The sequence below is a fragment of the Methylobacterium sp. 4-46 genome, from assembly GCF_000019365.1.
Taxonomy (GTDB): Bacteria; Pseudomonadota; Alphaproteobacteria; order Rhizobiales; family Beijerinckiaceae; genus Methylobacterium.
Window position 1 is genome coordinate 1611891 of the sequence record NC_010511.1, and the last position, 23951, is coordinate 1635841.

General features: G+C 59.1%; 9 protein-coding genes and 1 pseudogene. All 10 read left to right on the forward strand.

The window, feature by feature from the left end:
• Positions 1-177 precede the first annotated feature (177 nt).
• The 10 genes and pseudogenes from M446_RS36885 to M446_RS06975 all read left to right on the forward strand — a co-directional run bounded on the left by M446_RS36885 (position 178) and on the right by M446_RS06975 (position 22609).
• Complete coding sequence (locus M446_RS36885) at positions 178-1134, forward strand: hypothetical protein (RefSeq protein ID WP_012331388.1); 957 nt, start codon at positions 178-180, stop codon at positions 1132-1134.
• 1110 nt (positions 1135-2244) lie between these two features.
• Positions 2245-10527 carry a hypothetical protein gene (locus M446_RS36890; RefSeq protein ID WP_150108599.1) on the forward strand — a complete coding sequence of 2761 codons (8283 nt, stop codon included), beginning with the start codon at positions 2245-2247 and terminating at the stop codon, positions 10525-10527.
• A complete protein-coding gene (locus M446_RS36895) occupies positions 10524-16415 on the forward strand; it encodes a hypothetical protein (RefSeq protein WP_012331391.1) in 5892 nt (1963 codons plus the stop codon). The genes M446_RS36890 and M446_RS36895 overlap by 4 nt, the downstream gene beginning before the upstream one ends.
• 505 nt (positions 16416-16920) lie before the next feature.
• Positions 16921-17076 (forward strand): hypothetical protein, encoded by a 156-nt coding sequence (locus M446_RS38045; protein ID WP_168169140.1) that lies wholly within the window; start codon positions 16921-16923, stop codon positions 17074-17076.
• A gap of 277 nt (positions 17077-17353) precedes the next feature.
• Positions 17354-17749 carry an IS66-like element accessory protein TnpA gene (gene tnpA, locus M446_RS39645; RefSeq protein WP_415926914.1) on the forward strand — a complete coding sequence of 132 codons (396 nt, stop codon included), beginning with the start codon at positions 17354-17356 and terminating at the stop codon, positions 17747-17749.
• Positions 17746-18102: an IS66 family insertion sequence element accessory protein TnpB gene (gene tnpB, locus M446_RS06955; RefSeq protein ID WP_012331393.1), complete on the forward strand. Its 357-nt coding sequence runs from the start codon at positions 17746-17748 to the stop codon at positions 18100-18102. The genes tnpA and tnpB overlap by 4 nt, the downstream gene beginning before the upstream one ends.
• A gap of 69 nt (positions 18103-18171) precedes the next feature.
• A pseudogene (locus M446_RS34915) lies at positions 18172-18378 on the forward strand (transposase domain-containing protein); the annotation flags it as partial.
• Between the two features lie 1415 nt (positions 18379-19793).
• Positions 19794-20312 carry a winged helix-turn-helix domain-containing protein gene (locus M446_RS06965; RefSeq protein ID WP_012331395.1) on the forward strand — a complete coding sequence of 173 codons (519 nt, stop codon included), beginning with the start codon at positions 19794-19796 and terminating at the stop codon, positions 20310-20312.
• A 47-nt stretch (positions 20313-20359) separates the two neighbouring features.
• Positions 20360-20890, forward strand: coding sequence for a transposase (locus M446_RS36900; protein ID WP_012331396.1), 531 nt, complete (start codon positions 20360-20362; stop codon positions 20888-20890).
• A gap of 129 nt (positions 20891-21019) precedes the next feature.
• Positions 21020-22609, forward strand: a complete 1590-nt coding sequence (locus M446_RS06975; protein ID WP_012331397.1) for a tyrosine-type recombinase/integrase — start codon at positions 21020-21022, stop codon at positions 22607-22609.
• Positions 22610-23951: the final 1342 nt, after the last annotated feature.

The following is a 23951-nucleotide window of genomic DNA, read 5'->3' on the forward strand; positions in this document are numbered from 1 at the left end:
CTCCTTTCCTGAAGCCCGCAGGCTGTCTCAGATCATCCGGCGACGGACAAGAAACGCGGCAAACAAAAAAGTTGTTGACGTTATCTTGTTCTCAGCCTAAAGTTGTCAATTGCGGCTGATAGAGGACGGGTGTGGCTCATTTTTTTGTACAGTTTTTACGTACAAAGGGAGTGAGGCATGGAAGATGTTCTCCGCATTCGATTCAGGCCATATGAAGAGGCAACGAGTATAGAAGACTATCTTGCCGATCTGCTAATAAAATACCATGCTAGCTATCACGAGCCTGACAGTAAATACGGCTCGATGTTTAGTCGTCAATACTTATTCGCACATACATCTTTGCCAGATTATTTGCTAGTTGTTCCAAGCAAGTGTTTTGATTGTAGTATATTTTACATAGTCAGGCATGCAGACTCGGACAATCCTGAAATAATCGGATCAAATCGTGTCAAAAATCTCAGTTTCTATTTACATAGAAACACGATGTATCGCGGCGCCCGAATGATTTCTACAGTTGTAGACGGCGAATGGCTCGGGTACGTATTTAATGGTAAAGAATATTGCGCGAGCACACCTTCTATTGTGAATGAGAGTTTCAATCAAAGTTTGTCTGCGGAACAAGCAGTTCCGAACCCATGGAACGCAGATTACCCGGCGGAAATTTTCGCACAACCAGAGTTCGAATTGACAGGCTTGGACCCTTCGCCGGGAGGATTATCCGACCAAGCACTTCTTGTGCCCGGCAAAACCTTGGAGGGGGCTGCGAAAATGTTTTCAGAGAAATGTAGTGGAGGAGACGAATATACAAATAATTGTGCTCACTTTCTTTCCAACGCTTTTATCAAAGCCGGCTTCACTGAGTTACGCGATATAAGAACTAATAAGTGCATTAAGGCAAGATGTGGAACAAGTGCTAGTCGGCCGATTCGCGCGCGGAACATGTGGTGCTGGTTTCAAGCAAAAGCTAGACGCCACGAGCGCATGGTCGAGCCAAATACGGGATTTTGGGCAGTATTCCAACATATAGAGGGCGGATACTGGGGAGGACATGTGGTTATTATCGATACAAACCGATGGAAGTATTACGGAACAGGATGGTATTCTGAATGGGATCAGTATGCGTTCCAGTGGTAAGATGCCTAATATCTCCAAGATATAGTCGCTAATTCTTGTTCCTGGTTCTCTGGTAGGCCTGACAGCACAATGGTATTAGCTCATTCATTTTTGTATATATGCGCTAACCTCATGAAGAGCCGCTACAACGAGCTAAACGGAGTTCCTAAAAATGGAGCAAGACTCGCCTGTGCTGTCTCCAGCCGAATCTAAAACTATCTACCTCTCCCTCGGCATCATCTTAGATGAAAACCTTGTGTTGGTGGCAAGGAATCCCCTTCCCGAGCGTCTCCGCTACTCGTGGCCGCCGGTGAAGGCATATCTAGCATCTAATTGTTCGCCTCCAACTAACGACTGTCCAGACAATGTCTTTTCTTTAGATTGTACACACTTCGTGGCCCACGCGCTAAATAAATCCGGCGTCTTTGTAAAAGTACCGTCGGCGGATTGCGCATCAGGCCTATGCATCAGAGTGAATGATCTAGCAGCAGCATTTCATAACTCTGTCGAGGAATATCTTAACGTAACCCAGATTAGAAGCCACCAGGAGACCAGAGAGGGCGATTTCTGCTTCATACCTAGTTGGTTTGGCCTCAGCAAAGAGCACGCTATGGTTCTACACAGTCCAGCGACACCACGAGGTGCAAGAGTTTATGCGCACACAAATTCAAGATGCGGCGATTATGTGAGCTTTGAAGGCCAGTCGTGTGTTTATTACAGAATTTCCGCGGCGGCATCCTGACGTGAATTAACGTTGTGCCTCCGCGTCGTAGTAAGTTCAAAAGTTACCAATAGCCGAGTACGCGTGCGCTAATCACGCTGCCCAGGCGGGCCCGCACTGCCCCATATTTGCCGCCGTTTGAGACGTAGCGGTACCTCTTCGGTTCTATGTCGGTCAGACTGCAGCGAACTACTGCTGGAGAACGGTGAGAAGCGAGGCACCAGATGACAGATGATCGCGACCTACGTGGGGATGGTAGCGCAAAGTGCGACTCGCGAAATTCTACTACTCGTGATCTACACGTCGCGGTGGGAAGCGGCGGGCTGGTGACCCGTCGAGACGTTCTAGTCGGCACTGGAGCTTCGTTTGTGGCCGCACCGCTCGCCTCTGCCGAAGCGATGAGGCCATACTTGGATGTCACCTACGAAGACCAAACACGGCGCGGGTTGAGCGTCGCCTGGGTGGAAAAATCTGGGAAGGATGAAAAGCGACATCAATGGATTTTACGTACTTCCACCTTCGCAGACCCGGATCTGCCCAATTGGCTGGGCCGGTTCGTTCTGCGCCGCACGCATGAGGGCTGGAGCGCCGAGATTGCCCGATGTGCATTGACGGCTGATTACCAGTTCGGCCTAAGCATTAGCATCAACTGGACCCCAGCCTACGATCCACACAAAAACTCTTCGTCTTCCAATCGCGAGCCGGCGCTGATCCTGACACTTCGCCGCGGCCAGAGCATCAATCTGAGAACAGACCGACTTGTCTCTTTCCTGAAGCAGGAAGAGGGAGCGGGCGAGATATCAGGATCTCTGACGAAAGAGCAGGCTTCCGCGTTCGTCCAAGGACTGTTTGGCGGGAGCTTCGACGCGACACAGGCGCGCGACGTTCGACTTATTTTCCACCACGCCGGCTATTGGATTCTTCGCGCCGGCAAGCAGCTGGAGACGCGTGAGGCGGAGAGGGCTGCTGCAAGAGAGAACTTCTTCCGAGCCTTGCCAGATGAGGGCGTATCGCTGCGATTCCGGGAGACATTTTTCACTATCTTCTCTGGCAGCGCGGGTGGCGACGCAGCCGAGCCGTTCCTTCTCAATCGCTCCGAAAGAGGGCGTGACACGGAGCGGGAGGACGTTCGTGCGCTGTTTGCGGGCGACGGCGCGCCACCGGCGCCCGAGAGCATTCTGTCTTCAGCGCCGGAGGAAAATAAGCCAGCACCACACTCGCCGCTGGCGAAGGAGCAGCTACTCGCTCCAAGAATCCTCTACGCCCTTGTGCGGCACGATATAGAGACGGCTCGGGCCCGTCCCGAACATGCATGGAGCGGGACGGTCGATCTCGGCCGTGCAAGCACTGGAGAGAGCGGCGTCCTCTCACTCCGCGATGGGACGGAGTCCTCATTTCTCGGCTGGCGGAATTCGGGGGACGGCAATCCAGTCTTCGCCTTGCGCATCCGCATGACGCTGTCATTGCAGCGCCCAACCGGTAGAACCGAAACCATTTTCGATAATCTCAAGGGAGCACTCTGGCGTGCAAAAGGAGAGGGTGGCGGACTGCGCATCGTTGCCTCGCTCACGCCCACTAGCAGGAAAATGCGGATCGACACGCGCTTCGGTCGTTTCATGGCCGCCCCGCTGCCAGCGATCGCGCCAAGGCCTGGCGTCTCCGCCCGGGTGCCCGTGATCCGAATCGGCGGCACGGGACTGCGTACCGGCCGGATGCTCAACCATTTCGCGGCGCCGCTCGCCTTGCAGGATGCGGCGATTCCGGTCGCTAGCGAACGGATGTCCGGCGAAAGAGAGTTGGATCCCGCGGTCTCTAAAGGGGCGGCCGGGCGTCGCGCCGCACGCCTGTTCAGCCAGCTCATCTTCCACGAAGCCGAATGTCTTTTTTACATCGCCGGACTGCCGCTGCGACACGTCTGGAGCGGCCGGCCGGCGCCCTCGACCGAGCCGCCGCAAGCCGAATGCCTGGTTCATGTCGGCGCGACAGGCAGGATTAGCCTGCCCGCGCGCCTGTCGCTGAGCCGCGCAGCGCTTCTGGTGCGCCGGCCGGCCGATCTCCTTGCCCTGAAATACCGGTTCCAAGATCTCGTCTTGGAATACGAGGAAAACGTTGGATGGCGGATTGTGCCCGACCGGCGCCTCGCTGCTTTCATCCCGAACGGCGAGCCGCGGCCCAATCCGGATGTTTCGCTGATATGCGGTGACAGGCAGCCCGCCGCGATCGAGCCTGGCCGATACCAGTCACGGCCGGACCCGCGGCCACTGATAGTGGTGGAGTTCCCGCCGCAGCATATCGCCGAGCGCGCCTTCTTTCGCCAGTGGCCGGCGGAGCCGCCTTTGCCTGCGCCTCCGGCCGGGACGGAGGTCACGCCGCAAGATGCGGAGCTTCTTCGCAACGAAAAGGCGTTGAGCAAGAGAGTTCAGAAGAGAATCGAAATCTCCGACAAGCAAATCGCACAAGCAGATCAAGATTACGTGGCGTTTTTTAATACATTCGCCGAAGTCGTAGGGGACGAAAACAGAAATCGAGCTCACATCCCGGACGACCAGAAAATCTATGTCGGACCAGCATTTCTCGACATTGAGGCGGCACGGGTCGCGCGCCGCGTCGCACGGAGGCTTGCGCAAAGTGCGCAGATCGGCGGCGGTACCAGCAGTGAGAACCCATTCCAGGAGCCTGAGGAACCGTTTGTTATTCCGGCGGAGGCGCGTATCTCCGGTCCTTCTCGCTTAGTCTTCCGCGTTCCCGCCGACGATTTCGAAGGAGGACGGCCGGACAATCGGGACGGAGAGCCCGCTGGCGCATTTCCGTTCACAATCGAGGCGCTGACGAATTGGGGTGCATTTGACCTTGCCGTGGTCCGACGCGCTGAAAAAGTTTTCGAGCCGTTGCCCGGCTGGACAAAGAGCGGTGAAGATATTCCCAATGGCCGATTGCCGCCGCGCTGGGCGCGGCAGGAAACGCGAGACGAAGCGGCGAAGCTGCTGCATCAGGGCCTTACGCGCGGCGACGCGTGGGCCGTACGGCACGATGAAGGGCGCGCTCTGGAAAAGTTCAGCGACTGTCCGACGCCGCTGGCGCGCCTCGGAACAATCACCGGACCGCAGCGCATGGCGGAAATCGCGGCTGGCATGAAGGTGCCGACCCCGTTCGAGACTTCAATCGAGATTCCATTCCGTCTCATTCTATCACCGGCGCAAGACGCCGCCTGGCGCACACCGCTAGGCCTGCCGCGCAGAGTGCCTTTCAGGGCCGCTAGTGATACCGCACGCAGCGGCCCCGTCCCGCTTTGGTTCGCGCAGCTCGACGACCTGCCTGGGTCTTCAAGCCTGCGGGCGGTGTGGTCGCCGGATTTCCGGCCCGAGGCGCTGCTCGATGCGACGCTGGGAGGACCCCAAGGAGGAGGGTGGGCGCCCTGGGCTATGCCCCGCGAGGTGAGCGAGCGCGATCAATACAAGCCGAAGGAGCCAACCTATCCCAAGCCGGGCCAACAACCCGGAGAAAAAGACCCCGAACGGTTTCGCGCCGGGCTTGACGCAAATGACCGACACCAGCTGGTGGCGCTAACTTCACTGCATGGCCTGCCCGTCCGCGGACGAGTCAACAAGGACGGAACGATCGCGCCTAACGGAAGCCAATTCGCCCCGCCGCCCGGCTTCCGGGTTCGCGACGCCATAAAAGAGTCGCTTGAAGAGGGAGGCCCCGCAGAAGACCGTTCTGCCATTTACCGTTCGCAGCCGATCGGGGTCGGCGAGCTCACCCTCACTGCCCTTGGCGGCAGTTTCGATTCTGACACAGCGTTTGTACCGCCGGCTTCCGCCAGAATTAAGCTTCGCGGCGGCGGCTCCGAAGGCCAGGACCTGTTCAAGGCATTCTCGATCGAACGCTGGCGCCAAGACACCCGTCTTGGCCGTGACATCCACGTCGATGTCGTCGCGAAGGGGTTCTGGTTCCCCTGCGGGCATCGCGTCTCCTTCATCACCGTGACAGAACGGCGGTTCGTGGCCCGCGGGCCCGACCGTATCTTTGATGGCCCAGTCGCGTTTCTGGTGCAGCGCCAGTTCCTACGCTGTGGTCCTCCGGCCAAAGGCTATCCTGCACTGGCGCAGCCCGAGGGTGGCCGCCGCTGGCCGGTCGAGCAACTGGAGATCCTGACACGCGACACCCCTGACATTCTCAACCCGAGAGATGACCAGCAGCCTTCAACTGGGATCGAGGGAAAGAACGGCCGCCTTTTCCTCGGCCAAGGCGATCAGTTGGTTTTCTGGCCACGCGTGCGTCAGGGGCGCGGCGGCGAAGTCAAGCTCGAGATGCAGATCGATTCGCGTGGGGGGCGCACGCGCATGCCACTGATCTTCGTCCAGTATGATGCGGCAAACAATCAAGAAACAATGCGGGCTCTGACCGAATATTACAACGCACTGAAATCCGGCGATGAACCTGACCCGCGGCGAGTACTGTGGCTCGGCGGCGGTAAGCGGCGCTACGCACCTGAAACGGAGCCTGACGGCACGAGCTTTGAGACCGAACGATGGGAGATTGGCGCCGAAGGTCGACAGAATGCTGCGCCGACGCTCAGGGATGATGGCGGCTTCACCTTTCATAACATCAATTTTGACTTCGGTCCTCTGCTGCAGGGTGTCGATCAGCCGCCTTTTTACCCGACCATGTCGAAAGGCAGCGTGCGCATCGCACAAGTCGACCGGCTCGTCGGTCGTCAGACCGACCTGATCCAGGTTTTCTTTGACAGCCGTTACCTCGCCTATGGCTTTCCGAAGGACGAGGAGAGCGCGTCGAAAAAGAGTCTGGGCGTCGAACAGACCGGCCAAGATCTGGGGGCGAAGACCGACGTCTATCTCGACTTTCTTAAGGCTGTTTCGCTCGATCCCGGCTCGGCCGGTGATAGGACCGGTGGCGCGACGCGGCCCAAGACCAACCTCGTCGCGATCTCGCGCAGCCGCGGGCCTGTCGGTAACAACTCCTATGCCGAAAGCCTGCTCAATAGGTTGCAAGAGGCGATCCCCAGCCCCGAGGACTTGCCGCCTGCCTCTTTCGAACTGGAGAAAAAAGCCGACCCGAAGAATTTTTTCGACAGTGACGCCAAAATCCTAGGTGTCATCAATCTGAGAGACGCAATCAAGTTTCTCTCAGAGGCCTTGTCGGGCGCTCCGCAATTCAAAGAGGTCACTCAGTATACGTCGGCGCTGCTGGCGGACGCCCAAGCCGCTTCCGCCAGCGAAGCGGGCGCTGCAGTCGCCAAAGTGCGCGACCGGATGCTGATCCCGATGCGGGTTGCGCTTCGCACATTAGCGCTCCAATTTTTCGAAGCGGTCAAGAAAGCTGACGTGGTCTTTGACGAAGAACAAGCGCTCTCGCGAATTGAACTGCTCTATCCGGATGTCGGCCGCGCCTACCGGGAACTGGCGAAAGCGCTCGATGAGGCGATCTCCTCAAGCAAAGCGGTGCGCGATATTGAAGCCTTATTTGCCGCATTTGCAGCCATTTACGGGACCGGTCGTCGCTTTATAGCTGCGATCGAGCGCATAGCGAACGATCCGCTGGCGCCCGTCCACGAGGCGATCCGAGAGGCTTTCACAACAGAGATTCAAGAACTGATCGAAGCAGCGAGAGCGATCGTTGGCACCGTCGAGGGCAGACTTAAGACCGAATTACTGAGCCTGACGGAGGCTCTTCACGCCCAACTCCTGAACCTTTTTTCGGCTGCTGAATTCAGACCGTGGCGCCGGTTGGTCTTCGCCCTGCCCGGCGCGCATGCAATCCCCGATCTCAGCCAGGCTGAAGCCCTAGACCGAGTAGTGGAAGGAGTTCTCGCTGAGGCGGCGGCGAACAACCCTGACTTCTTCACGATCCTGGTCCAGGTTGGTCGGGACGAGGCGGCGAATGAACTCGAAAGCCGGTTCGACGAGAAGATGCAGATAGCGATCGGTCGTGCAACTGGCACCCTCAAGGCGGCGCTGAATGATGCCTATCGCGATTGGCTCGACGCAGCGGAAAAAGGCCAGCGCATCAAAGGCTTAGCATATGAGCAGGCGCTCGATGCCATCACCGCTCTCTTAAACGCGGCGGATAAGATCGTTGATCGGGTGGAAAGAGATCAATCCTCGATCAGCGGATTACTCAGCCTTTTCCAGATTCTCACTCGAAACACGTTCGAGCTTGTCTGGCCGCTGATCGACGACAGTCTAGACCAAGCCAAGATTCTCTGCGGCAAGTTCGTAGATATGATACTGACGGCGGTAAGAGAGTTCGCGCCGCAGAAGGTCGGCGATCTGAACCAGGTCTGGGAGGCGACAGAGGACGCTTTCGACACAGCGAGACCCGCTCTGGTACAGGTGGGTCTCGCCGACAAATTTGATGCGATTAGAGATGGGCTCAAAGGTAGCTTTGACATCTTCTCCAAAATCGCAGCGGTGCGGGATCGTTCAACTGCATCGCTCCTCAGCCTCAGGGCCGATCTTTGCGAGACGCCCGAGTCAGACCGGTTGCCGCGCGACGCGCTCGCCGCGCTCGCGCGTTTGCGCAGCACGTATTTGCTTAATTTGAATGATTTTCTGATCTCGCTCGGCAGTAGCCACCAACTTGCTGCAGGAAATGCCTTCCAGGACCTCCTTGCACAGATTGGCAACGCAACGCCCGAGGAAAAGACCGCGCGCAGCGAGTTGATCAGGACGGCGAGAGAGAGCGCGAGAGCAAGCCTGCAGCTAGGGAATGCCGCTATCTCTGCAACGGCACTTGGGAAAGTCGGCTCGGGCGAGGTTTTCGCTGAGACTAAGGCAGCTCTTGCGAAGCTGCAGACCGATTTCCCTAAAGCTGCCGGTCGGATCGCAGGAGTGATTGCGGTCATCACCGATGCGGAGGCCACCGCGCGGCTGCTGAAGGACAAGGTAGATGGTTTGATTGCAGCACTTCAAAACGCAGTCAGCGACGCAACGAGCGTAGAGGAAGAGTACCTCCGCAAGCTGCTCGCGGCTGTCGCCAATCTGTCCAAAGGTGTCGAGGAGGTCCGCAACCAGATCGTCAACGGCATTGAGCAGAAAATACTAGGCGACCTGGCGTCTTTCCTGATATCTGGCGCGCCTTACCTCGAAAAAATGGTCTCAATCGTGCCCACTGCTTTGGCATCCATCATAAATTTCTTTAGCCAGGGCCAAAGCACACTAGTTCAGGCACGCAGCGCGGCATGGGGAAAACTGGGCGGCGGGGCGACAGGCAAGGCGTCGGAAGGAGACATCGGCGATGAACTCGCCGATCTTACAATTGAAAAGGTCCGTAATCTGCTTATCGTCCCATGTCCTCACCCAACAAGGATAAATTTTAGTTGCATTCTCGACGAGCAAAACCCTCTCGATTCCGACTATTTAGCGTCCGAGAAAAATCAGCTGAGGAGTCTTGAAAATAGATTAAAGACTCCAGAGCGGCTCGGGCCGGATGATCTTGGCGCAATGAGCGGCCTTTTCGTCGCCTGGACGCTCAACAATGGTTCTGCCCAGGTTCTCGCAAGGCGACTTGCGGATGCCGCGGCCGCCGTGCTGAGTGGTGACCTTAAGCGGATTGTCGATCTTGAAGGCGCGCGGCGCCGGATCGAGGAAAAAATAAAAGAGCTTGTTCCGGCCAGAGTTGTCCTCAATTACGACTTGAGTGGTGAACTCGTCGAACTGCCTCCAATTTTTCTCCCACGGCCGGGTAGCCAGATCACGCTTTCCGCGGGCGCGGTTTACAATTTGCTCGAGATTAGCGTGCCGCCACGGTTCACGGCGACGTGCAGGCTGGACCCGTTCGACATCAATCTCTTCGGGATTGTGGCACTACTCTTCGACGGCGCTCAGTTCGTTACCGAAAGCGACAAAGGATCCGACTTCAACATTATGTACAAGGACTTCGAACTCGGACCCAGCGCTGCCTTTCTAAAGCCTCTAGAAGCATTGATCAATCCGGGTGGCAGTGGGCCCTATGTCAGGCCAAGCCGCGGGACGCCGGGGATTGAGGCCGGCTACAGCCTCGACCTCGGCATCATTTCCATCGGCACGCTCTCCTTCGTCAATGTTTCCCTCAATGCTGCCTGCTTCCTACCATTCAACAACGACAAAGCAAGTTTCGTTGCGTCAATCGGGCGCGAGGACCGCCCGGTCCTCGTTTCAGTCGCGCCCTATATCGGGGGCGGATTCCTCACGCTCCATGCAGACGCGCAGCGAATCTTGTCGTTCGCGGCGTCATTCGAATTCGGCGGTGGCGGCGCGTTCAAATTCGGTCCGCTAAGCGGGCACGGACGCCTCTCCTCAGGCATTTACCTGCGCACGTTCAACACCGATCGCGGTCAGGGCTGCATCATCGAAGGCTTCTTTTTTGCAGGTGGCGAGGCGCATATCGCGTGTTTCGCCATCAGTGCCACGCTTGTTGTGCGCTTGTCACACCAGTTGGGCGGCAGCATGCAAGGTTCGGCCGTCTTCGCCTTCTCGTTTTCGATCGGCTTCGCAAAATTCCGGTATCAAGTTGGTGTTCAAAGGAGCATGGGGCAGGGCTTTTCCGGAGCGCGCACCCGGGTAGCGCTTTTTGCCGCAGAGGACAGTGGCGAAACTGGCGCCATCGTGAGGGCCCTCGCCCGCTCGCAGCAGGAAGACTGGCTCGCCTACCAGACCTACTTCGACCGAGAGATTGACGGATTTCCAGCATGACAGAGAAAATTCCCGTAAGTGTCGCTGCGCAGGTGGTCGCAGCGGGGATTTTTGGGGACAGGGCGCGCTTCACGCTCGTCCTGATTCCGATCTATGATAAGGAGAGCGGCCAATACGATCTGGCCGAATGGCCCGCCGAAATCGAAAACAAGCTGCTAAGATTCCACAGCGGGTTTGAGATCATCTCGCTCGGTGAACATCAGAGCTGGCGCACGAAGGAAATTTTCGAAGGCTCCACTACGAAAATCACGTACGAGGAAAGGCTGAGGCGGATCGGGTCTCCTGACAACCTCGATAAGCTGATGCTTTATTGGCGCGACGTGATGGGTGGTGAGGAAGGCCTCAAGGCGCTCGGCGCCGCTCTCGATCCGAAAACTCGATCGGAGTTAAAGGATCCGCTCGACGCCGCTTGGCGGCCGAAAGAAGGGTCGCACGGCCAGACGATAACGCCCGACGTTCACGGGACCGGGCGCGACAAGATCGCTAAGGAACTGACCCTTGAGCGCGCGGCCCACACGGCCGCGCGTTTGAAAAAGAGGTTGGTGCGGACGCGGCCCGAGGCCGAAGCTTCGGGCTCGGTCAGCGCTCGCCTTGAAGAATGGACGAAGAACCGCGTTGGTCCGTGGCCACGCAGCCAGCCGCCTTTGAAAATAGAACAGATTGTGAAATTAGCGGAGGAGGTTGAAGACTGGAACAAGCTCGAGCAGAGTCGTGGCCGAGCAGACAACTTGGCGGCAGCGCGAGCAGAATATCAGAACGCAACCTCATCAAAGGAAGCCGTCTGTGCACTTGTGAAAGCTCACGAACAGCTTCTCTCTCGAACACCTCTGGACGTTGCGGCTCATTTCAGTGACAACAATCCAAGCACGGATGTACCGGATCCAGATCCCAAGAAAGAGGCGATTGCGGCCTACCGGCTCGCCTCAACGACGCCGGACTTCCATGGCGGTCCGGCGGAACCGCCGAAGGACGACGAAACAGTCGCCTTCGCGCGGCGTCGTCTTTTTACCTTGCAGGCCAATCCTTCTCTCGGTCGCCTGTTTCGGTTCGTGGTCGATTTCGAATGTCCAGTTGATGTACTCAGAGAAAAAACGGATGCTGCACACAGTTATGAGGAAACTGTTTTAGACAGAAATCCGCAAAATTCAGACGAATTGCCCGAGCCGGTCAGACAATACGCGCGTTTCCTTCTCCTTAGATTTGCAACAGTCGAAGATTCCGGGATGAAGAAAGGCTCGCAACTTTGGAGTACTGCCAAGCTCCGTCTTCCGCAAAGCAAGGATGCAGCGGCCGGGCATTTCCTTCCATGCGCGCGCGAGGAGATCGACACTCATGCCAGGAACTTGGACGAGGATATCTGCGGCCAAAAGTGCGCAAATCCGAACTCGGCGGCATGTCAACAGTGCAACGAATGCGAAAAGCTGGCTTTCCGTGAACTCGCGATTGCAGATCAGATCGACGGCATTATCGATCTTGGCCAGCACTGGAAAACCGAGCCGCGCTATCAAGTTGTCGACCTTGATCCAATTACGGCGATTGCGAGTGAAGACCAAAAGCAGAAGCGTGACGCTGAAAAGATGCTCCTTCTAGCACAAGAAGCGGATTTGCTGCCCCTCTCGGTCGTCGCAGATCTCCAGGAAGATCGTAATGGCACGCAGCGCGGCGGCGGCCTCGCCCTTATCGACCGGTGGCGCCAGCGGCATGGGATCGACCGGTTCATGGATTCCCACACGCAACAGAGCCGGTACAAGAGCGCTCAGGATAACGGGACACCGCAAAACGTTGTACTCGACGCCTCCGACCTGACGGCCGGATATAAGCTGGACGTCGGCGTGCGTGACACCGGCTCGAAGGTGGGCAGCAAGGACACTAAGCGTAAGCGATGGCACACGCTAATGCATCGGACGGTCGCTTATTACCCGACAAAAGGCGCTGATCGCAACGTACCGTCGCGCGACCTGAACGGCTTAATTACAAGTCTTTACCCCGATTCGGCGGCGCGGCGTGACGCTGACGACGCACATTTACAGGCACCGGCGGCGCTGCGCGACTGGAGTCTGCCAAAAATCCGCGCCAGCGTTGCTGAAGAACACCGCACCTGGACCACCGTTTTTATGGAAGAAGTGATCGGCGTGTGGCGTGGCGATCCGCTGGGCCTCCATTGCGGAGTCGAGACATACCCTCTCGACCATCACGATCTTCTTATCGACATTACCTACAACTTGCCGACGGAGCACGCCCTAACGCCACCGCCGCTCCGATTTGGCTGGCGCTACCATTTCGGCCTGCGTGCCGTTTTTAGCGGGGGCGTGTCCATGCCACTCAACCGGGCGCTCGGGCACTATGAGAAGAGTTACGGAGGCGGGCTGATAGCGTCCGGAATTCAGTTTCGCCGCCATGAGCGGATCGAGGCACCCACGATCGCTGTCCCGGACTGGATGTTCGGGACTCTCGTGGGTGAGAAGACCCACAGCAAAGTGCTTCTCAAGGGCCGTTTCCCGGTTCCGCAGGCGGGCCGGATGATTGTGCGCAGCCTCAACGATGACGGTAACCGGCGTATTGCCGGACTGCAGGATCGGAGTAAAGACGAAACTCTTCCAGGAATTGGGTTCGACCGCCGCATCGTTATGGCGCCCTCAGTATCGCTTGATTTTGCCGCCCTACATGACGCCTTCCGCGGCAAGACGGGCAGGGACATCGAGCGGGACATCAGAATGGTCGAGCCGCGTGTGCTGCGGGATCCTCATGACGATCGCGATTACGATACCCACAAGGTCCACGGCGAAACAGAGCAGGTCGAGTACGTTCCTGTGAGCGAGCCTGATCCGGATGGCGCGCCGAGGCCCGTCTGGGGCGCCGTCCGTGTCGCGTGGCGTCAGCGAGTCGTGACGTCGCGTCCGCGTGGCGGCCTGCGCGGGATTGATTACCGGGCTGCCTGGGGTGGCTTTCCAGTTTACCGGGCGAGGACCTCGGTCGGTAATGTCCTGCCCGAGCTTAAGCGTCCGGTGCTCAAACCTGCACCGATGACAGACGAAGGTGAGATACTGCATCAGATCAAGGGCGTGGGTCCACGCGTTTTTGGCCAGGAACTCCGATGGAGCGCCGTGGGATTCTTCAAGGAAGACGAATCGCAGACAGACCGCTCGGGAGCGGCTGTCTTCAGGCCGCTGCCGCGCGATCGCGAGACAGAGGTCGAGCGCCAGCCGTATTATCCCGATCCGGCCGCTGTGACTCTGGTTATTGAAGTGTCGGTGCGCGGCGAGAATCTAGCGTCGGAACCACGCCGCCGCGATGTGAAATCACTACCGCTTTATGCGCGCAATTTCAATGGGCCAGCACCACCCGACTACCCAGACGCGATTCCGGTCGTGCTCGACCTTGTGCGTGGGACAGGCTTCGGGCCGCTGATCCAGGTCGAGAACAGAACGGATTACGGCCGCATTCCACATACCCCTGCCCCCGGCCGATTGATTCCCATTGCCCATGTAAAGGTGACTTTGGGGCCGGGCGAGGAGGCCTTGATCCGGTGCTGGTGCGCGCCGACACAGCAATTTCTCCAACATATGTTTGCGCTAGGTGGAACGTTGCCTGCCCTAGCAGTAGCGCGGGGTCTGGGGAATGCGAAAAAAACCAGCGGCACTGCGATGAAGGCCAACTCGTCCCTGGACATCGATCGCGCATTCACGACTGGAATCGAAGAGCTAACAGCTATTCAGCTGCCGCCCATAAGCGATGTGCGCACTGAGGACGCCACAGAAGGACAGAGTATCTGGGGGCTTCCGTTTCCTGGACCGGCGCGAATAGCACAACTGGCGGATGCGATTCGAACGCGGATGCTTGAAAGCCCGGTCCCGGAAATCTCGGCTTATACCGAAATCGAGGCTGTGCATGCCGTCGACCTGCCTCAGCGCGCCCCTGAGGCTCCTGCGGATCGCCCTTGGCGGATGTTGCGCGTCGCCACAGGCGCGATCGACGCGATTCTGATGAACGAAAACGACTGCTTAAAACAAGACCTGCCCAACAACGCTGTTTGCTCGGTCGAGAACTGGGACGAAGAGCGCGCAATGCCGGGCGCCGTCGACGTTCTGATCGACGGTTCTCTGATAATCCACGGTCCGAGTACCAAAGCTGTCGAGATATGGGCGAGTGGAGCCGCCGCGGCGCGCGGGTGGTTCGATGATCCGGAGCGCGGTCGCTCACGAGAAGATCGGGCGCGCGGTTTGTGGCCGAAGCCAGACTCTCAGACCTTTATGAGTCCCAAGCACCTCTTCGGCTTCGATCCCGCCGATGATGGATCAGTCCAGTTCGAGCTGGAATTCGTCACACTCCTGCGGATCGAGGGCTTCACTCCCGGAAACGGGCCCGTGCTTCGGCTCGACCTGCTCGATGTGCAACGCAAAGCGTGGGCGCTGGAAAAGAAGGCGAAGCCGGAGGCTGGCGATCCACCCTTGCGGGCCTTGCGGCCAAAATCCTTCATCGATGCCCAGGCGCGCTATATCCGGCTCTTCGCACTAGCCGTGTCGCGCCATGCTGGCTCTTTGCGGACGCGCTATGACGAGCTTCCGGAAGCGCTCACGAAACCAAAAGCTATAACGGCCGACCCGAGAGGTAAAGAGCCGCAGGACAACAGCCCCGTGAATGGCGCTGTCCTGCACGCGTGCTGGCTTCCGGCGACCGTTCGCCCGGCGCGGGTTGCTTCGCTGAGCCCGATTCCTTCTTTTTACTGGAGTGACAATACTCCCGCGCCGGCTCACGCCATGGTGTCTCCGGTTTCTGTTTCGCGGTCGATGTGCGCTCGTGTGCGCGCCAAGCGGCCCTGGTTCTCTTCCGGCGAGGGCGAGCGGCTAGGGATTGTGATCTGGCCGCCGAATCTCTTTGAGAACAACGTAGGCAACGTTCGCTATGACCAAGTCAGGACACCTCCCGGTGACCGCGCACCGATCGACTTGCGGAATTTGCCGCGCGACGGAAGCGAGATCTTAGAGCTGCAGGACGCGGACCTTGGTCCCGGTGGCCCTTGGGTAACCCGGTGGGGCGCCGATCCAGTCCGAGCACAGGGTGGGGTTCAGGGATGGCTCCTCTCAAAGGACAACTTTCCGCATGTCATTATGGACGCGGCTAGTCTACGCGGCCCGAGCGAGTCGCATATCAAGGACGCCCTTCTGATCAGGGACGTCTTGATGCCCGTTCCAACAGACCGTGAAGTCGCTGAATCGCGAGCGGCGCAGCCACCTGGCGGCTTCATGGCGGTGTCGCTGATCACCTATGCACCTCGTTTTGATCCAGATCAGGAAATCTGGTATGCTGATATCGAACTCAATCCCTGCGGAGCGGTCTATCCTTTTGTGCGCTTAGGTCTCGTGCGGTACCAGCCTCATGCGCCACGGGCGGTGCAGGTGTCCGAACCGATCACCGAGTGGGTGCAGATCATGCCGGCCCGCGTCCTAAAGGCAATGGCTTACCTCGATGCAGCTGAGAATGCAGTCGTCATCACGGCGACCGTTGAAGGGTCGTCTTCTCCTCCTGGAGACAACAACGGGCATCCCGAATCGTCGTCGGCGCAAGCGCCGCGGGTTTATTTCACCCTTATCAGGCGCAGACGCGAACAGGGCGATGAGGTGCCAGGTTCCGAGTTGATTTGCCAGGGGCCGAAACCGACAGATCCGGACTGCGGATCGCAATGCGCCACTTGGACAGCGAGGTTCAGCGTCGGGGAGGACGAATATCGGGCGCATCTCTGGTCAATTTTCGCCGAAGAAGTCGATCGCCTACGACCTGCGAGCTATCCTGACGAACCGCGTTACTGTACGCTCAAGGACATGGATTTCGTCGATACCGGCCCGCGATTCGTTGCTCGTGTGTCGCTGGACCAACTGCGGATAACATAGCTTATCCCTGTGCTCGCTTAAGGCCCTACTGAGGACGGATATGGAGAAGCCCCATGAAACAGATCTGCGCGATGTGCGGCCTGGTTTTTGGAGTTATGCTGATTAGCACCGAGAACTCTCAGGCTGTTGATTGGATGCTCAGAGTCGAAACGAGCAATCGGGCTTGCCACGTGCAACTCAAGACGGCGGCGCCGATCGGCGAGGATTTCAAAGGACCGTTCTCGTCTCGTAAACGAGCCTGCCAGGAAGCTGCGAGTCAGTATGATAGAACATTATCCGATCAGTCGAAGTGCTGGACTTACGGTCGAGGAACTGTATCCGGATGTGGCGATGAAGAGATTACATTGCCTCCGAGAGGCTGAGCCAAGCGATATCGGCCAAGCGATACGGTCAAGACCAGTTAGGGTGGAGCCTAAATACACCCTATGATTAGACCCAATAGAGGTGCGTTGGCGGCATTTCCGGCGTAAGGAAGTGTTTTCAGGCTTCGGCGCTGAGGGCTTGCGTGGTCGGACAGGTCGAGGGCAGCAGTATTATCGGTACGGCTGTTCAAGTGAAGTTTGACGAGGCGCGTGGTGACGTCAGCCATGTGCGCCTGCGGCTCGACGCCATTCAGCTTATGATAACGACGCGCCAAGATGCTGACGCATCGGGCTGCTGATCGATCTCAATTGTCGCCAAGCCTTTGGCTTGGCGAAAATTTGAAAGCGGAACCAACGGTCATTTGCAACGCCCGTTGGCATGAGACCTCACATGAGGAGACCTCTGTCTTTCGGCCTCGTGGCCGGGCTTCGCCTGCTCACGCTGCTCCTTGCGATTGGTCGAGGGCGGCTCGGAGGTAATCGTCGTCTTGGAGGCACCTTTCGGCCGCTCGGCTGAGCGTGGGATACGGAGCGGGTGGGGAGCTCCGTCCTATGTCGATGTCAGGGCGTATGGCTATGTCGGAGCCGGTGCGGCGCCTGGAGCTGTTCACCGGGACCGGACGGCGGCGGACGTGGTCAGAGGCGGAGAAGGCCGCCATCGTCGCTGAGAGTGAGGCGTCCCACACCTCAATCAGCGCCGTGGCACGCCGGCATGGATTGAGCGCCTCGCAGCTGTTCACGTGGCGGCGCTTGGCGCGTCAGGCGATGACGGCCGAGCTGCAGTTCGTGCCGGCCGTGCTGGTGCCGGACCGGCCGGCACTGGCGCACGTCGAGGCGAGCGTCCGTCCACCTCGATGCGCCGCCTTCGCGGGGATCGAGATCGCGGTGGCGGGCGCGACGGTGCGGGTCGGGCCGGAGGCGAGCGAGGCTCAGATCGCGGCAGTGATCCGGGCGCTGAAGGCCCCGGCATGATCGGGCCCTCCGGCGTGGTCCGCATCATGCTGGCGACGCGGCCGGTGGACTTCCGCAAGGGCGCTGATGGGCTAGCCGTGCTGGTGCGCGACGCCTTGGGCACCGATCCGTTCTCCGGCACCGTTTACGTGTTCCGCTTGAAACGAGCGGACAGGGTCAAGCTTCTGTTCTGGGATGGGAGTGGCGTGGTCCTCGTGGCCAAGCGTCTGGAGGCCGGCCAGTTCTGCTGGCCCAGGATCGAGGACGGCGTCGTGCGGCTCACGGCGGCCCAGCTCTCCGCGCTCCTGGAAGGGCTGAACTGGAAGCGCGTGCACGAGGCCCATAAGGTGACCGTGCCGAGGGTGGCAGGGTAAACAAAAAGAGCTGGGAGCGCAGGTCCGCCACGCTGGTAAGTAGCTGATGGATCTGCTCTAATCGGCTTCGTGGCTGCCTCTGCTTCACCCTCGCCCGACGATCCCGAGACGCTCAAGGCGCTGCTGGCCGAGGAGCGGGCCGAGAACGAGCGGTTGCGCCAGATCATCAAGGCCATGCAGCGTCACCGCTTCGGGCGCCGCGCCGAGAGCCTGCCCGAGGACCAACTCCTGCTCGGTCTGGAGGAGGCCGAGCAGGTCGAGGCCGCTGGCCACGCCCGTTCCTCGATGATGCTTGGCGCAGGCCCAAACCTGACGCCGTTGACTTCAATCACCAACATTCTGAGGGACGACCACCCGACCTCAAGCGGTCAGGTGTTCAGCGCGCCCGTTACATCATCTAGGTTCCGCTAAAGCGCGTAATTGCTGAACATTAAGATTAGTGTCGTTTTGGTCTATCCGGGCCGTCTTCGGCAAGCTGTCAAGAACCGTACAACAGCCCCCCGCGCGCCGCGAACGCCCCAGGTTGTAGGTCGCTCAACAGATCCGCTCAATTGGATGGGCGACCCTGTGCGTAAAACGATGAACACTGGGTCTCTGCTTTTGACTCTTGTCACAAGCTCCGTTCCAAGCGTCATTTCGTAATCGATACTTCTCTCGGACACTCCTCGTAGGCGAGCCACGTGGTGCCCGCTCTTCATACGAAGTCTAACATTTTCACCCTTTCCATTGCCGACCTGCTCCGCAGCTCCAACTCTTAAATCTATCTTGTCCAAGTTCCGACAGCGCGCTCTAAAGCTGGCATCGCTCTCGGGCTCGTCTGAGCGAGCCTCCAATTGGGGGTAGCGGCCTGGTGGAGTGGTCCATCTCAAAGCTGCACTCGCATTAAGCGGCCAGCATGATGCGATAGCTAGAACTGCGAGCAGCAGCCTATTTTCTAGTTTGAATTTTGCGGACGAGGATGCCATGTGTCATCTCCCTGGATTGCCCGATCCGACCCGTCGCCCTTATCCTGAATCGGACGTGCAGATTGCTAGCGTCCTATAACTAATTCGTTCATTTTGATAATTCGTAGGCTTATTCATCCATTCCCGTTAATTTCTTATACTTGCTCATCGGCCGGGCACGTTGATGTACCGCGTGTAATTACGCATTATCATTGATTAAATTCCGCCTCGGATGAGCACACCTCAACCCGCTTTCCCCTGGCGTCATTGGGCCGGTCATGGTCGAAAGTATCACCCAGATCCTAATGAGGTGTCGTTGCTCCGGTCGTGGGCTCGGATCGTTCAACGTTCGGGTCTGCGGCCTCAGCCCTGGAAGTTACCTCGACCATGCAGGCGGCAAGCGAGTTTTAAGCATCAAGCCTACGAGGAAAATCAAGAGAGACGCCAGCCCACATGCACGCAGCCAAGTTTATTATGTTCGCGGATATTTTCGAGTAATGCTGCTCATGATTTGTCTTACGGGCTGGGGCCCCATGTCAAGGGGGGAACGAGCCAAGCGATGCAGACCGCCTATATAAGAGCCTCTATCCAAGCCGTCCTCTCCCCTGCGATCTCAATTGGTTAGCAGGCGCGAAGGGCAGTTGTGTTAGGAGCTCTAATACCGCCGCGCTTCGCCGGTGACTCGAACGTGAGTTGGTTGTGAGGCGCGTCCGTGCTGGCCTGCTGCGCGTGCACCAGGAGGCCGCCATGGCACGACCGGGCCTAACGATCGGCACCGACCTTGCGAGCCCCGCCGAGTTGCGTCGCTTGGCTCGGCGCGAGCCCCGCCGACGCACGATGCAGCGCCTCCTGGCCGTGGCCAACGCGCTGGAAGGCATGAGCCGCGCCGACGCGGCCCGGGCGGCCGGGATGGAGCGGCAGGCCCTGCGCGACGCAGTGATCCGGTTCAATGCCGCGGGGCTGGCCGGGCTGGTGGATCGTCCGCACGGCCACAGGCGAGAGATCCTCAGCGAGGGCGAGCAGGCGGTGCTGGTGCATCGGATCCTGGTCGGGCCCGATCCCGAGCGAGGGGAGCCGTCGAGCTGGACTCTGCCAGACCTCTGCCGCTTCATCGAGGAGCGGTTCGACAAGACCATGTGCCCGCAATCCATGTCGCGGGTCGTGCGTCGGCTCGGCCTGTCGAAGCAGAAGGCCAGGCCCGTTCACCCCAAGCGGGACGCCCGCGCCGCGGCCGCCTTCGCCAAAGGGGGCTTCGCACCGCCCTAGCGGCGGCAGCCGCAGCCCATCCGGACCAGACACTGGCACTCTGGTTCATGGACGAGGCCCGTGTCGGTCAGAAAGGCCGGACCGGTCATCGCTGGTGGATCCGTGGCCAGCGCCCGCCCGGGCTGTGCGACAAGCGCTTCGCTTCGGCCTACATCTTCGCGGCCGTGCGGCCCGCCACCGGTGAGGACTTCGCCCTCGTGCTGCCGCGCGTCTGCACTCAAGCCATGGACCGCTTCCTGGCTGACTTCGCCGCCGCCCTTCCGTCCGACACCCACGCTGTCCTGGTGCTGGATGGCGCGGGCTGGCACGACCCGCGCGCGGTCACGCTCCCGCCTAACCTCACCCTCGTTGCCGATGCCCTTCGGCGCTTGATCCGGCGGTCCCCACCCCGCCTGATTAGCGGTGGAGGCTCGGAGCCCGTGAGGGGCCTGGCATGTCCGGCGATACGGCGTGATCAGGTCGTCAGCAGAATGGCTGTGCGAGAGGAGAAACTCGGAAACGAACTGCGGGGTATTCCGCGTGTCACACAGGCGTGCTACACACGACGTATTCAGGGACTCGCTAAAGCCTTGATCTGATTGACATTATCCGGAGAGACGTCCAGTCCTCTCCTGGGCACCAACCACTCGCTAAGTGGTTGAGCCTCCCCAAGCATTGTAATCTGAATGGGTTAGCTGGCATCTGACTGTTCAACAGATGCGTTCAACATGCCCCTTCAGATGGCCCGCCCAATGAGGCGTTCAGGCTCCTCCTTCCACCAGCTGGTTCAGCGCATCCCGGCGGACGTAGCCGCGAAGGTGCGCGGTATGAGGCTCTCCATCCCGATAGGGGAGGGGGAGGCGCACCTCGTCATCTCGGACAAGGCCACGGACGTTCGCACGTCACTGCGCACCCGTGACCCGGCGGTTGCGAAGGCGCGGCAGGCTGTCGCTGTGGCGTACTTGGAGAAGGTCTGGCGTTCGGTCCGTGAAGGGCCACAGAGACTCACACAGAGGCAAACGGTGGCTCTGGCTGGTGAGGCTTACACCGCATTGAAAACGGCTCTGGAGGACGATCCTGGGGCACCTGAGCGGTGGCTTCGTGTTGAGGTCGATAATCTACGGGCAGAGTCCGGTCAGTATGGCCGCTCGGCGCTGATGATTGGCTCTGCCGAGGAGAAGCAGGCGAGAAGCATTGAGGAGCGAGTTGGTGGCTTCTCAGACATGGTTCTCGCTAAGCATGCGCTGAACATCGACGCAGACAGCAGAGCGAGACTCAATCAAGAGCTCCTAGCGGCGCTTCGTCAGGCTGGGCTTGTGTTGATGAGACATGCCCAAGGCGACTACAGGCCAGACCCTGACGTGAGTCGCTTTCCTGATTTCCAGACATCATCAAGTAAGGCCACGGCCGTCAGCCTTCTAGACCTATTTGATGGGTGGGCGAAGGAGCGGAAACCTTCTCAGAGCACGGTCGATCAGTGGCGCAAGCACTGTGAGGCATTCCTAGCCTTCATCGGCAAGGACGATGCTGGGCGAGTAACGAAGGCTGACGTCGTGGCCTGGAAGGATACGCTCGTGGCAGCGGGAGGCGCACCGAAGACGATCAACGACAGTAAGCTCGCAGCCCTGCGTGTTGCCTTCACCTGGGGCGTTGAGAACGTTCGTGTCAGGTCCAACCCTGCGACAGGCGTGGCTGTGCGTCAGAAGATGCAGGCCGGCGAGCAGATGCTTGGCTTCGATGATGGCGAGGCTGCTGCGATCCTACAGGCCGCCGCGAAGGAGACGCGGCCCTACATTCGTTGGCTTCCGCTCCTTTGTGCGGCTTCAGGGGCTCGCGTGGGGGAGATGGCACAGCTTCGTGCAGAGGACGTGATAGTTCAGGATGGCATTCCTGCCCTATGCATCACGGCGGAGGCTGGGTCGCTGAAGAACCTGAACTCGGAACGCGTCATCCCCCTCCACCCTGGCGTGATCGATGCTGGGTTCTTGGAGTTCGTGAAGGGCAAGAAGGGGCCTCTGTTCTACAACCCAGTGAGGCGCAGGACAGACGCGAAGAAGCCTTCACACAAGATTGTCGCCAAGAACGTAGCAACGTGGGTGCAGGGGCTTGGCTTGCAGGTTGGGCGGCAGCACCGCAAAGACCCGTCACACGCCTGGAGGCACCGCTTCAAGACACTCGCGCGGGCTGCCAGGATTGAGGACAGTGTGGCCGATGCCATTGTTGGACACGCACCCGGGAGCGTAGCCAAGGCTTACGGCACGGTGACGCTGGCGACCATGCACGAAGCTGTGTCCCGCATCCCTATTCCGAAGTGTTAGGGCGTGAACTCAGCAAGCTTGACGTTCGCAAGGACCGCTTCCGACTCTGAAGAGCCACCCGATATGCTCTCGACGAAGGGACGCTGACAGCGGCATAGCGGACCTTCGGAGGGTCTCTGCCGCGAGTACGGGCAGCGCGGATTGATTTGTCTTAATGCAGAGGCATGGATGCCCGGCTAGAATGTTCGGTCCTCACGGGGTACTCTGCCTTACCTTTCAGACCAATCGTACACTCGAACCAGCCGTGCCCCGCCACGTTGAGTCTGATGATGCCCACAGAGGAATGATGAACAATCAAGCTTGGTTCACAGTCGAACAGGCCCGCCAGACTGAAGCGTGCGGTGTCTGGCTCGACTGTATGAAATGTGGCCACAGCATCTCCATGCCGCTCGACCGGTGGCCTGCGACTATGCCTGTGAGGGACGTCGCCCGGCACCTACGATGCAAAGCGTGCGGTAGCGCGAACGTCGAGACTTGGCCGGACTGGAGTGGACCTCGGCCACAATACGACGCCTAGGTCGGGCGCCCTGATGGCGTGCGCAGCCAACCCATTCGCAATGTCTCAGGATGCGACGACAAGAACCCACCCGCCCTAGCAGGACCGGCTGATGTAGGCGGAGTCCCATCGGGTCAAGTGGAGCATCCCGCAGCATGACACGGTGTGGATGCTCCTCCGCGTCGCGACCGCAGCGCGGCAGGACTCTTCGGGGGTTCCCCCAACCCCATCCTCAACTTCAGGCCGCTCCTCAAGGGCGGCCTCCTTTCACCCTGCTGGTCCTCATGCGCGAGGCGTCCCGTTCGCATAAGCCTCCACGTAACGAGAGAAGGATGGCTACCGAGGGAAGCGAGGGGCTCAGGAAGTCCTTCAGGGTCCGCTCAGTGGCCGCTCAGGGCCACCTCTGGCTGGTCGAACAGGACGCTGGCAGGCTATCGGCTGGCACCCTGACACAGCTCGGCATCGCCGCCAGGAAGCCCTCAGCGAAGACGCTTGGGGCTACAGCTTCATTCCTACCGGTAAGGGCGGCCACCTGATGATGACTGTCGTGGAGCGGGAGGCCCTGAGCGAGCTGCTGAAGGGCGCCAGGGAGCGGCAGGCCAAGGTGCTCAAGCAATGGCTGGACAGTATCTCTCCAGAAGCTTGACCGGACCTTACTGTTAAATCTGTTGTTGAACCAGAGTGGCTATCCACCATATCTAAGCCGGCTCGCATTGCGGGCCTGGGTCGAAGTTTTAAGTAGCGCAATCAACATCAAGATGCATCTCAGCCCGTCTAAACTCACGCATCTGGCTCATCGACTCATAGATTTGATGTCCATCTATTGGGACATGCTGCATGAGGAAG

Excerpts from the sequence above, each read along its gene's own strand:
- tnpB (WP_012331393.1), top strand. The coding sequence starts at position 17,746 with ATGATCGGGCCCTCCGGCGTGGTCCGCATCATGCTGGCGACGCGGCCG.
- M446_RS36900 (WP_012331396.1), top strand. The coding sequence starts at position 20,360 with ATGGACGAGGCCCGTGTCGGTCAGAAAGGCCGGACCGGTCATCGCTGG.
- M446_RS06965 (WP_012331395.1), top strand. The coding sequence starts at position 19,794 with ATGGCACGACCGGGCCTAACGATCGGCACCGACCTTGCGAGCCCCGCC.
- M446_RS36885 (WP_012331388.1), top strand. The coding sequence starts at position 178 with ATGGAAGATGTTCTCCGCATTCGATTCAGGCCATATGAAGAGGCAACG.
- M446_RS36895 (WP_012331391.1), top strand. The coding sequence starts at position 10,524 with ATGACAGAGAAAATTCCCGTAAGTGTCGCTGCGCAGGTGGTCGCAGCG.
- M446_RS06975 (WP_012331397.1), top strand. The coding sequence starts at position 21,020 with ATGCCCCTTCAGATGGCCCGCCCAATGAGGCGTTCAGGCTCCTCCTTC.
- tnpA (WP_415926914.1), top strand. The coding sequence starts at position 17,354 with ATGTCGGAGCCGGTGCGGCGCCTGGAGCTGTTCACCGGGACCGGACGG.